12 protein-coding genes are annotated in these 11,342 nt (G+C 70.4%); 3 read left to right on the top strand and 9 right to left on the bottom strand.

From position 1 onward, the window contains the following. Together P3L51_RS32025 and P3L51_RS32020 are read right to left on the bottom strand one after the other, a co-directional pair. A partial coding sequence (locus P3L51_RS32025; protein WP_354608839.1) for a TerD family protein occupies nt 1–608 on the bottom strand: 608 nt, incomplete at its 3' end. Between the two features lie 113 nt (nt 609–721). Next, nucleotides 722–1,345: a M48 metallopeptidase family protein gene (locus P3L51_RS32020; RefSeq protein ID WP_354608838.1), complete on the bottom strand. Its 624-nt coding sequence runs from the start codon at nt 1,343–1,345 to the stop codon at nt 722–724. Between the two features lie 187 nt (nt 1,346–1,532). Between P3L51_RS32020 and P3L51_RS32015 the strand changes: the two genes are divergently transcribed. Together P3L51_RS32015 and P3L51_RS32010 are read left to right on the top strand one after the other, a co-directional pair. Next, on the top strand, nt 1,533–2,765 hold the full coding sequence (locus tag P3L51_RS32015; RefSeq protein ID WP_354608837.1) for a ThiF family adenylyltransferase: 1,233 nt from the start codon (nt 1,533–1,535) through the stop codon (nt 2,763–2,765). 41 nt (nt 2,766–2,806) lie between these two features. Continuing rightward, nucleotides 2,807–4,228, top strand: coding sequence for an ABC1 kinase family protein (locus tag P3L51_RS32010; RefSeq protein ID WP_354608836.1), 1,422 nt, complete (start codon nt 2,807–2,809; stop codon nt 4,226–4,228). A 162-nt stretch (nt 4,229–4,390) separates the two neighbouring features. Here P3L51_RS32010 and P3L51_RS32005 read toward each other — a convergent pair whose 3' ends face one another. The 4 genes from P3L51_RS32005 to P3L51_RS31990 form a co-directional block, all read right to left on the bottom strand. Beyond that, nucleotides 4,391–4,714 carry a putative WhiB-interacting protein gene (locus P3L51_RS32005; protein WP_354608835.1) on the bottom strand — a complete coding sequence of 108 codons (324 nt, stop codon included), beginning with the start codon at nt 4,712–4,714 and terminating at the stop codon, nt 4,391–4,393. Then, nucleotides 4,711–5,079: a WhiB family transcriptional regulator gene (locus P3L51_RS32000; protein ID WP_354608834.1), complete on the bottom strand. Its 369-nt coding sequence runs from the start codon at nt 5,077–5,079 to the stop codon at nt 4,711–4,713. The genes P3L51_RS32005 and P3L51_RS32000 overlap by 4 nt, the downstream gene beginning before the upstream one ends. 173 nt (nt 5,080–5,252) lie before the next feature. After that, nucleotides 5,253–5,603: a hypothetical protein gene (locus tag P3L51_RS31995; RefSeq protein ID WP_354608833.1), complete on the bottom strand. Its 351-nt coding sequence runs from the start codon at nt 5,601–5,603 to the stop codon at nt 5,253–5,255. Nucleotides 5,604–5,757: 154 nt separating this feature from the next. Continuing rightward, the gene (locus P3L51_RS31990; RefSeq protein WP_354608832.1) at nt 5,758–7,959 is read right to left on the bottom strand and encodes an ATP-dependent DNA helicase UvrD2; all 2,202 of its coding nucleotides are present in this window, start codon (nt 7,957–7,959) and stop codon (nt 5,758–5,760) included. Between the two features lie 150 nt (nt 7,960–8,109). On the opposite strand from P3L51_RS31990, the gene P3L51_RS31985 reads away from it, so the two are divergent. After that, nucleotides 8,110–8,352, top strand: a complete 243-nt coding sequence (locus tag P3L51_RS31985) for a mycoredoxin (RefSeq protein WP_354608831.1) — start codon at nt 8,110–8,112, stop codon at nt 8,350–8,352. Between the two features lie 66 nt (nt 8,353–8,418). On the opposite strand, the gene nudC is transcribed toward P3L51_RS31985, so the two are convergent. The 3 genes from nudC to P3L51_RS31970 all read right to left on the bottom strand — a co-directional run. Continuing rightward, on the bottom strand, nt 8,419–9,369 hold the full coding sequence (nudC, locus tag P3L51_RS31980; RefSeq protein WP_354608830.1) for an NAD(+) diphosphatase: 951 nt from the start codon (nt 9,367–9,369) through the stop codon (nt 8,419–8,421). Nucleotides 9,370–9,407: 38 nt separating this feature from the next. Continuing rightward, a complete protein-coding gene (locus P3L51_RS31975) occupies nt 9,408–10,814 on the bottom strand; it encodes a dipeptidase (protein ID WP_354608829.1) in 1,407 nt (468 codons plus the stop codon). 9 nt (nt 10,815–10,823) lie between these two features. After that, on the bottom strand, nt 10,824–11,342 hold a 519-nt coding region (locus tag P3L51_RS31970), incomplete at its 5' end, for a PD-(D/E)XK nuclease family protein (RefSeq protein WP_354608828.1).

The raw sequence follows: 11,342 nt of genomic DNA, 5'->3' as shown, positions 1-11,342 counted from the left end.
GCGGGCGCGGCGCCGCCGGGCGGCGGGGCGAACGACGGTACGGCTCCGCCGGCGGGTGGCTGGGCCGCGGCCGGCTCCTCCTCGGCGACCTCCCCGCCGAAGTTCTTGAGCAGCGCGTCGAGTCCGCCGTCGAAGCCTTGGCCGACGGCGGCGAACCGCCAGACGTCCTTGAGGTAGAAGTCTCCGAGCATCACCGCGCGTTCGGTGCTGAACTCGGAGCCGTTGAACGCGTATCGGACGACTTCTTCGCCGCCCGCGACTATCCGAATGTATCCGGGACCCACCTGGGACATCTGCCCGGCGCCGTCGACGGTGGCGGTGAAGGAGAGCCGGTGGATGTTCGCCGGAATGCGGTCGAGGGTGACGCGGAAGGATTCGGTGTCCCCCGACTGCGCGCCCAGCAACTGGACGGATTCCTCGGGAGACTTCGGCTGATTGAAGAAGATGAAATACCGGTCGTCCGAGAGCTGTTCATTGGCATCGAGGCCGAAACAGCTGATGTCGAACGTCAAGCCGGGTGCCGCGATCTGCACACCTACGTACAGATCCGTCCCCGGCGTGAGGTCACTGATCTTGGCCTTGTGGCCGCGTTGGAATTCCCTCGCCATACGTAACGACCGTCCCCCATCCCGAACTGAACACGTCGCGTCAGGCTAACGGCTGAGTCCGACATTGAGCCAAGCCGGTACAGGTTCGGTACACGATCACCGAAGGGGCGTCATCACTCTTCGGGAGCGGTGGGCAGATGCGGCAACCGCTCGGCGGCGACGACCCCTTCGAGGTAGCCGCGGGCCCGTTCGGTACGGGGGTACGCCTCCAGCAACTCCCAGAAGCGCGGGCCGTGCCCCGGCACGAGCAGGTGGGCGAGTTCGTGGACGAGCACGTAGTCGACGACGTACTCGGGCATGCCCTGCAGGCGGTGCGAGAGGCGGATGCTGCCCTCGGCCGGGGTGCAGGAGCCCCAGCGGGTGTTCTGGTTGGTGACCCACCGGACGGACGTGGGGCGGGCCCGGCTGTCGAAGTACTGCTCGGACAGCCGCTTGGCGCGCTCGGTGAGATCGCTGTCGCCGAGGATGCGCCTGCTCTCCTGGGCCGCGAGTTTGTCGAGCATCACGGTCACCCAGCGTCGCTCCTCGGCCTCCGACATCCGGGCCGGGATGAGCACGATGGTGCGGTCGCCCTCGCGGTAGGCCGAGACCGTCCTGTTGCGCCGGGCGCTCCTGCGGACCTCGACGGCGCTCGTGGTCGTGCCGCGCTGCGGGCGGCCGGTCACGCCGCGCTCCTCGCTTCCGGCGCGGTGCAACGGGGATTCCCCCGCAACGCGAGGGGAAGGGTCGGCGGACACGTCTCGACGTTACCCGCTGTCAGTCTGGGACGTCCCGTCGCGGAGACCATTCGATCTTGATCCACTCCATACACCTGTCATTTGAACGGCTAATTCCCCACGCCTGTGGATAACTCTCCGCAGCTCTCACCGGTTCCCTGCATTCTGGAATCGGATCGCACGACAGGCATCACGGGGGGAGACGGATATGCATCCAATGGTGAAGCCCGCGCTGCGCCGGGCTTGGCGGGAGCGGCAGACGGTGCAGTTCGGAATCACACCCGCGCACGCGGTGGTGGTGGGCCCGGTCGATACGGCCACGGGCAGTTTTCTCGACCTGCTCGACGGCACGCGGGGGCTCGCGCTGCTGCGGGACGAGGCGCGGAGCCTGGGGTTGCCGGACGGCAAGGCGGACGCGCTCGTGGACCGGCTCGCGGCGGCGGGATTGTTGGACGACAGCACGGCGGGAGGACGGGCCGCCGAAGCGTTACGGAATCGAAAGGTCGAGCTCGACCGGTTGCGGGCGGATCTGGCGTCACTGTCCGTCACTCACCGGGAGCCGGGCGCGGCACTGGAGCGGCTGGCGGCGCGGCGCACCATGCGCGTCCAGGTGCGCGGGGCGGGCCGGGTCGGTGCGGCTATCGCCGCCACGCTCTCGGCCTCCGGGGTGGGCCGGGTGGATGTGCTGGACAGTGGGCTCACCCAGGCATGGGACGTGGCGCCTGGCGGGCTGCCCGCGGAATCGGTGGGTGAGCGCAGGGACGTGGCCGCCCGGCTGCTGGTGCGACGCTCGGCTCCGGGCAGATCCGGCAGAGCGGCGGGGGCCGATCCGGGTGGGGCGGAGGCGGGGGCCGTCGACGACATGCCGGGTGGGCGAGCGGCGGAGAAGTCCGAGCGGGCCGACGCGCGGGCGGCCCTGTCGAGCGGTGGCGGGGCGGGGCTGTCGCTGGTGATCGTCGCCCCACGGGACGGGCTCGCGGCCTACGCCCCGGATCCGGCGTCCGCCGAGCGCTGGATCGCCACCGGGACTCCTCATCTTTACGCGGGAGTTGTGGAGGCCACGGGGGTGGTGGGCCCGCTGGTCCTACCGGGCGGCACGGCGTGCGCGGGCTGTCTGACCGAGGAGCGCACCGGCCGGGATCCCGGGTGGCCCCTGATGCTGGCGCAGTGGCGGTCGGGACGCAGGGCGTCGGTCACACCGGCTTGTGACCTGGGGCTCGCCACCACCGTGGCCGGTCTCGCCGCCGCCCACGCGCTGTCCTTCCTGGACGGGGAACTGCCGGCGAGCACCGGTGCGCGCTGGGAGACCACGCTGCCCCTGCTCGACTGGCGTTCGGAGCGGATCGCGCCCCATCCCGTCTGCCCCTGCGGGGCCGCCGGAGAACTGAAGGGAGAGGGCATGGCTGTGACCGGCGCCCCGCACGACACAATGGTGGGGTAACCGCCGTACGCGGCTCGGCTGTCTGGGATTTGGAGGGGCGCATGTCTGATCTTCCCCGGAAGGCGGTCACCCGAACTGCCAAGTTGGCCGCGCTGCCACTGGGCTTCGCCGGTCGTGCCACGTGGGGTCTGGGCAAGCGGATCGGCGGCAAGTCCGCGGAGATCGTGGGCCGGGAGCTCCAGCAGCGCACGGCGGACCAGCTGTTCAAGGTGCTCGGCGAGCTCAAGGGCGGTGCCATGAAGTTCGGGCAGGCACTGTCCGTCTTCGAGTCGGCGCTGCCCGAGGAGGTGGCGGGGCCCTATCGGGCGGCGCTCACCAAGCTCCAGGAGGCGGCCCCTCCGATGCCGACCAGCACGGTGCACAAGGTGCTGGCGGAGCGGCTCGGTAAGGAGTGGCGTGAGCTGTTCCTGGAGTTCGAGGAGAAGCCGTCGGCCGCCGCGTCGATCGGCCAGGTGCACCGGGCGGTGTGGCACGACGGGCGGGATGTGGCCGTCAAGGTCCAGTACCCGGGCGCCGGGGAGGCGCTGCTGTCGGACCTGGCGCAGCTGAGCCGGTTCGCCCGGCTGCTGGGTCTGCTGATCCCGGGCATGGATGTCAAGCCCCTGATCACCGAGTTGCGCGACCGGGTGTCGGAGGAGCTGGACTACGAGCTGGAGGCGCGGGCCCAGCGGGAGCACGCGGCGGAGTTCGCGGACGATCCCGACGTGGTCGTGCCCGACGTGGTGCACCAGTGCGACCAGGTGCTGGTCACGGAGTGGATCGACGGCATCCCGATGGCAGACGTGATCACCGACGGCACCGAGGAGCAGCGCGACCGCGCGGGTCAGCTGCTGGCGCGCTTCCTCTTCTCGGGCCCGGCCCGTACGGGACTGCTGCACGCGGACCCGCATCCGGGCAACTTCCGGCTGCTGCCGCCCGCCGGTGCCGGGGAGGACGGCATGGAGGCCGAGGGTGAACTGCGGCTCGGTGTGCTCGACTTCGGCACCGTGGACCGGCTGCCGGGCGGGCTGCCCGAGACGATCGGGAAGTCGTTGCGGCTGACGCTGGAGGGCGACGCCGAGACGGTGTACGAACTCCTGCGCACGGAGGGGTTCGTCAAGGAGTCGATCGATCTCGACCCGGACGCGGTGCTGGAGTATCTGGTGCCGATCATCGAGCCGGCGGAGGCGGAGGAGTTCACCTTCAGCCGGGGCTGGATGCGCGCCCAGGCGGCTCGGATCGCCGATCCGCGGTCCCCGGCGCACCAGTTGGGGAAGCAGTTGAATCTGCCGCCCGCCTATCTGCTGATCCATCGCGTCACGCTGAGCACGATCGGAGTGCTGTGCCAGCTGAACGCCACGGTGCGGCTGCGCGAGGAGCTGGAGGAGTGGCTGCCGGGCTTCCTGCCGGACGACGAGTTCGCGTACGAGGGGGAGACCGGGGTCGAGGAGGAGACCGGGGCCGAGGTCGAGGCGGGCGCCTAGAGGGTGTCCGACGGGGCCGGAATGTCCGGCCGAGCTTTCGGATGTCGCTATGTCGCTGGGCTCGTGTCCCGGCAACGCGCCGCGGGGGCCGGTCCTTGAGGACCGGCCCCCGCGGCTGAGGCACTTGGAGCTCGTGGCGTTGTCGCGCCCGGCCGGTGGTGGTCAGTTCATGACCGCCATGGCCAACGCGCGGCGGGCACGCATCGACACGCGCTCGGCGCGGCGCTGCATCCGCCGAGCGGCGACCAGGCGCACGGCCTGGCGTTCCGCGTCGACTTCACGCAGGCGCTCGGCCATATGCGCACGAGCCATGGCTTCTGGGATGAGTTGCATCTCGCGGGTCCTGTTCTGACGCGAGTCGCTCGCGCCGGTGGTACTGACAGCTGAAATGGCGGAGCCGGACGGCTCTCGCAGGGAAGAGGTCATTGGGGCCTGCTTCTTGGGATCGTGCGTGAAAGGGCGGTCGATGGTGCCGGTGGCGTTCATGCCGCGACCGGGTTCTTGCGCGGACGGCCACGCGGCCGCTTGCGGGCAACGACCACACCCTGGATGAACAGCTCGCCGCCCCAGACACCCCACGGCTCACGCCGCTCCTTGGCGCCGGCGAGGCAGGCCTCCATCAGCGGGCAGGTGCGGCAGAGCGACTTGGCGTACTCGACGTCGGCCGGGGACTCCGCGAAGAAGACCTCCGGGTCGTAGGCACGGCAGGGAACGGGTACGCCGAGGTTCTCGATGGCGTCGTCGAGCGCGGTGAGCGCGGTGAGCGGGGTCAAGGTGGAGTCCTCCGTGGCGCGGGGCGAGGTGATCGTTTCGGAAGGCGGTACGGACGGGGCGTGCGCTTCGAGTTGCACGGTGGTGTCTTCCTCGTCTGGTCGGTCCGGCCTGTTGGCCGGGTGTCGGCTGGTACCGGGTGGTGGCTTCTCCCGAGGCCCCTTCGCTCCGTCCGTCCCGTTCGGGACAAACAGAAGGGCCGCGGATCCCGGGTGGGGTTCCGCGGCCCTGAAGGCGCCGGCCTGATCATGAATCAGGCTGGATCACTCCAGGGTTCAGGCCCACGGATGGCCCACATCGTGTGGTGCTGCTTCGTCTGCTTCATCGATTCGGCACCGACTGCCGCGAACTCATAGGCCTTGGCCTGTGCCGCTGCTGCTACTTCTGCTGCCAGTGCCTTACTCGGTCGCTCATTGCCGCCCGTGACAGGAAGAGTCACGGGGTTGACCCGGCCGGCGCTGGCGCCGGACAGACCGGTGGCGATGAACGAAGATCCATCAGTGGCGAGCAGGCCGGGACGCAGAACGTCGAGAGAGCAGACGGAGACGACCGAGAGATCGGTCATTTTGGCGGTGCTGACGAACTTGCTGGTGATGCTGATCACTGGAATCGCCTCCTCTCGGCGTATCGAAATCCGGATACCACTTCGGACAAGTAGAGCACGGGGACGGGGCTTCGGAGAAGCCCGCCGTTCCCGTGGTTAAGAACCTATGGTGATTCGCGGGGCGGGCGCAAACTATTTTCTCGACGAGTTTGTATCAGCTCTCCTCGTCCTCTCCAACAAGCTCCTCACCTGCGCAGATGGCGAGGACATCGGCTCCGAACCGCTCCAGCTTGCGGCCACCGACGCCGGAGATCCTGGACAGCTCTCCGTCGTCGCCCGGCACGGACTCGGCGATCGCCATCAGCGTCTTGTCGGTGAACACGCAGTACGCGGGCTGACCCAGCTCCTTCGCCTGGTCGGAGCGCCACTCGCGCAGCCGCTCGTACAGCGCCTCGTCCATGTCCGAGGGGCAGCCCTCGCAGCGCATCAGCTTCATCTCGCCCGCGTCCGTCAGCGTCGTGCCGCAGACGCGACACAGCACCGGGCCGCGCCGCTTGCGCCGGCCGCCGCGCTCGGCCGCGCTGCCAGCCGCCGCACCGGCGCCCCGCGTTCCCGGAGCCGCGGAACCCGGCCGCAGACCGCTCAGGAAACGGGTGGGGCGCCGGGAGGCCCGGCCGCCCGGGGCCCTGGAGAGCGCCCACGAGAGGGAGATGTGCAGCCGGGCGCGGGTGACTCCCACGTAGAGGAGCCTGCGCTCCTCCTCGACCTGCTCGTCGGTCTTGGCGTACGTGATCGGCATCATGCCCTCGGTCAGACCGACCAGGAACACGGCGTCCCACTCCAGGCCCTTGGCCGCGTGGAGCGAGGCGAGGGTGACTCCCTGGACCGTCGGGGCGTGCTGGGCGGCGGCGCGCTCGTCCAGCTCGGCGACCAGATCGCCGAGGGTCGCCGTCGGCTTGGCCCGTACGAAGTCCTCGGCGAGCCGCACGAGGGCGGCCAGCGACTCCCAGCGGTCACGGACGGCGCCGGAGCCGGTGGGGGGTTCGGTGGTCCAGCCCTTGGTGGAGAGCACGGCCCGCACCTGCGACGGCAGATCGACGACATCGTCCAGCAGGGAGTCGTTGCCGCCGAAGCGGGCCGCGCCGCGCAGGGCCGCGCCTGCCTCCCGTACCTCCTGGCGCTCGAAGAACCGCTCGGCGCCACGGAGTTGGTAAGGCACCCCGGCATCGGCGAGAGCCTGTTCGTAGACCTCCGACTGGGCGTTGATCCGGTACAGCACGGCGATCTCGCCGGCCGGGACGCCCGCCGCGACGAGGTCGCGGATACGGCGCGCGGTGCCCTCGGCCTCGGCCGGCTCGTCCGCGTACTCCGTGTAGACGGGCTCGGGGCCCGCGTCGCGCTGCGAGATCAGTTCCAGCCGGTGCTCGGCGGCGCGGCCGCTGGCCTGATTCAGCAGGCCGTTGGCCAGGTGCACGACCTGGGGGGTGGAGCGGTAGTCACGGACCAGCTTCACCATCGTCGCGCTCGGGTGACGTGTGCGGAAGTTCAGCAGATGGTCCGGGGTGGCGCCGGTGAACGAGTAGATGGTCTGGCTGGCGTCGCCCACGACACAGAGATTCTCCCGGTCGCCCATCCACAGTTCGAGGAGCCGCTGCTGGAGCGGGCTGACGTCCTGGTACTCGTCCACCACGAAGTGCTGGTACTGGCTGCGGATCTGGTCGGCGATGTCGTGCCGGTCCTGGAGGATGCCGACGGTGAGGAGCAGGACGTCCTCGAAGTCGATCACCGACCTGTCTCGTTTCAGCTGTTCGTACATCGCGTAGATCTGGCCGATTTCCGCCGGATCGCGCGGGGCGTCGCGGTGGGACTTGGCGACGGCGGCCGGATAGTCGGCGGGCACGGTCTGGGTGACCTTGGCCCACTCGATCTCGCTGGTGACATCCCTCAACTCGTTGCGGTCGAGCCGGATCCGGCAGCGGGCCGCCGACTCCGCGACGAGCTGGACCTTGCGCTCCAGCAGACGGGGCAGCTCGCCGCCGACCACCTTGGGCCAGAAGTACTGGAGCTGGCGCAGCGCCGCCGAGTGGAACGTGCGCGCCTGGACGCCGCCGGAGCCGAGCTGGCGCAGCCGTCCGCGCATCTCCCCCGCCGCGCGGTTGGTGAAGGTGACGGCGAGGACGCTGGCGGGCTGGAGGATCCCGGCCCGCACGCCGTACGCGATCCGGTGGGTGATCGCGCGCGTCTTGCCCGTGCCGGCACCGGCCAGCACGCACACCGGACCGTGCAGCGCCGTCGCGACCTCGCGCTGCTCGGGGTCGAGCCCGTCGAGCACCGCGTCGGCGTCGCGAGGCGGTGCCACGATCTGGCTGCCGTCGGAATCCTGCGGGAAGAGTGAGGAGTGCGTTGCTGCTGTCACCCCGCCATGCTGCCAGGTCCCGTGAGGCTGGTGTCGCACTTGTCCACAGGGGAGGCACGTCGGTCGTACAAGTACGGGAATGGTGACCAGGTCACGTACGTTCACCTCACAGCGAAGACATTTCGAGCCTGCCAGAGGAGCGCGAGAGACATGCCGGGGACCGTGACGATGTACAGCACCACATGGTGCGGATACTGCCGTCGGCTCAAGGGCCAGATGGACCGCGAAGGCATCGCGTACACCGAGATCAACATCGAGCACGACCCGGATTCGGCGGCATTCGTCGAGAAGGCGAACGGCGGCAACCAGACGGTGCCGACCTTGCTCTTCACGGACGGTTCGACGCTGACGAACCCGTCCCTCGCGCAGGTCAAGCAGAAGGTCGGCGCCTGAGCCCACGGGCCGGGCACGACATCGCAGGAGCCCCCGCCGGTCGGCGGGGGCTCCTGCGCGTTCCGGTCAGTCGAGCGGCTTCGGCAGCGGCTTTCCGTACCAGAGCTCCGTCAGTCGCGCCGCGATCGAGATGCCCGACGGCGCCAGGACCTCGCCCGACTCGATCGCCACCCGCAGGTCGTCGCGGGAGAACCAGCGCGCCTCCTGGATCTCGTCGCCGTCCACGGTGATCTCGGAGGACGTGGCGCGGGCCATGAAGCCCAGCATCAGGCTGGAGGGGAACGGCCAGGGCTGGCTCGCGACGTACTCGACGTCGCCGACCGTGATGCCCGCCTCCTCGAACACCTCGCGCGCCACTGACTGTTCGATCGACTCCCCCGGCTCCACGAAGCCCGCCAGCGTCGAGAACCGCCCCTCCGGCCAGTGCACCTGGCGGCCGAGGAGCGCGCGGTCCTGTTCGTCGGTGACGAGCATGATCACGGCGGGGTCGGTACGCGGGTAGTGCTCGGCGCCGCACGCCGGGCAGCGGCGGATGTGGCCGGCCGCCGCGATCACCGTGCGCTCGCCGCAGCGTGAGCAGAAGCGGTGCAGCCGCTGCCAGTTCTCCAGCGCCACGGCGTGGACCATCAGGCCCGCGTCGCGGGGGGACAGCAGCAGCCCCGCCTCACGCAGTCCCGCGGGGCGCGCCGACTGGTCCATGCGGCCCGGCAGCGAGTCCTTCTGGAGAGCGAAGTAGCTGACTCCGCCCTCGTCCGTACCGAGGAAGTAGCGGTGGGTCTCGGTGAGGGGCGCTTCGAAGGACGGGGTCATGACGAGTTCGGTGCGGCCGTCCGGGGTGTCGTCTATCAGCACCTGACCGGCGGAGACGACGAAGACCCGCGTCGTCGGGTGGCTCCAGGCCGCGGCCAGCCACGCCTCGTCGAGGCGATGGTGTGCGGCCCGGTCGATGCCGCTGTGGGAGGCGAGGACGATCGGCCGGTCTGCGGCGGAGTCTCCGCCGCTGGTGGTGGTACTCACTGGTACTTCCAACTCCCCCGGATGGGATGGGTGTCTGTTCAGCGGAGAGCGGCGGCGAGATCGCTCCAGAGGTAGGCGGTCGTCTCCACGCCCTTCAGCAGAAGGTCGATCTCGACCTTCTCGTCGGGCGCGTGCCAGCCGTCGGACGGTACGGAGATGCCCAGGAACAGGACGGGTGCGCCGAGCACGTCCTGGAGGTCGGCGGCCGGTCCCGAGCCGCCTTCGCGGGTGAAGCGGATCTTCTGGTCGAAGGCGCGGCCCATGGCGCGTGCGACCGACTGGAGCGCGGGATGGTCCAGCGGGGTCAGACAGGGGCGGGTGCCCGCGGCGAAGGTGGTCTTGTGGCGGATGCCGGCCGGGATCCCGCTGTCGATCCAGTCACCGACGGCCCGCTCGATCCGGTCCGGATCCTGACCCGCGACCAGCCGGAACGAGAGCTTCAGCCGGGCGGACGACGGGATGATCGTCTTACCGCCGGGGCCCTGGTAGCCGCCGCCGATGCCGTTGACCTCGGCGGTGGGGCGGGCCCAGACGCGCTCCAGGGTGGAGTAGCCCGCCTCGCCGAGCGTGCCGTGCGACTTGGCCGCGCGCAGCCACGTGTCCTCGTCGAAGGGCAGCTCGGCGATGAGTGCGCGCTCGGTGTCGGTGAGCGGCGTGATGCCGTCGTAGAAGCCGGGCACGGTGACCCGCTCGTGCTCGTCGTGCAGCGCCGCCACGAGCCGGGCGGCGACGGTGGCCGGGTTGGGTACGGCGCCGCCGAAGGAGCCGGAGTGGATGTCCTGGTCGGGGCCGTACAGCTCGATCTCGCACTCCGCGAGGCCGCGCATCCCGGTGCAGACGGTGGGGGTGTCCTCGGACCACATGCCGGTGTCGGAGACGATCACGGCGTCGGCGGCGAGGCGGGCCGCCCGCTGTTCGACGAGTGCGCGGAAATGCGGCGAGCCGGACTCCTCCTCGCCCTCGACGAGCAGCTTCAGATGCACGGCGGGGGTGGTGCGGCCGGTGGCGGCGAGATGGGCGCGGACGCCGAGTGTGTGGAAGAACACCTGTCCCTTGTCGTCGGCGGCGCCGCGCGCGTACAGCCGGCCGTCCCGGACGACCGGTTCGAAGGGGTCGGTGTGCCAGCCGTCCTCGCGGGCCGCGGGCTGTACGTCGTGGTGGCCGTAGACCAGGACGACCGGGGCCTGGGGGTCGTCGGACGGCCATTCCGCGAAGACGGCGGGGGCGCCCGGGGTGTCCCAGATCTCCGCGACGGGGAAGCCGGTCTCGCGAAGTTTCGCCGCGAGCCAGTCGGCGCTGCGCCGTACGTCCGCGTCGTGGTCGGGCTGCGCCGAGACGGACGGGATGCGCAGCCACTCGGCGAGGTCGTCGAGGAAGGCCGCACGGTGGGAGCGGATGTAGTCACGGGTGTGCGTACGGACGGCGCTGTCCGGGGTCTCGCTCATACATCGAGCCTATCCGGCTCCGGGGGTGCTCTCGTCTGCCGTTCGCCGTTCGAGATGCGGTTCTGGCGTGTGGTCGCCAGGGGTGGGGGCGGAGGTGTGGTCGGGGGCGGCCATGTGATCGGTGCCGTCGTCGCTGCCGTAGAGGAGGAGGCGTTCCAGTCCGGTGCGGCCGGGCAGTCCCTCGGGGCGTACGGACTCGCCGCTCCGTACATAGAGGAAGGTGGCCGTGACCTCGTCCGGGGGGATGCCGTGCTGCTCGGCCCAGGCCAGGCGGTAGACCGCGAGCTGGAGCGGGTCGGCAGTACGGCCGCGGCCTGTCTTCCAGTCGACGATCTCGTACGTGACGGTGTCCGTCAGCGGGTCGACGTCGCGGTACACCGCGTCGATACGGCCCCGGATCACCCGGCCGGCGAGGGTGAGCTGGAACGGCGCCTCCACGCGGTAGGGCGTGCGCCGGGCGTACGGGGTGCGGTCGAAGGCGTCCTTGAGGGCCGCCAGATCGCGTTCGTCGGCGATCTCCGGCTCGTC

Source organism: Streptomyces panacea (genome assembly GCF_040560175.1).
GTDB lineage: Bacteria > Actinomycetota > Actinomycetes > Streptomycetales > Streptomycetaceae > Streptomyces > Streptomyces panacea.
This window is presented reverse-complemented; position numbering and strand designations above follow the sequence as displayed.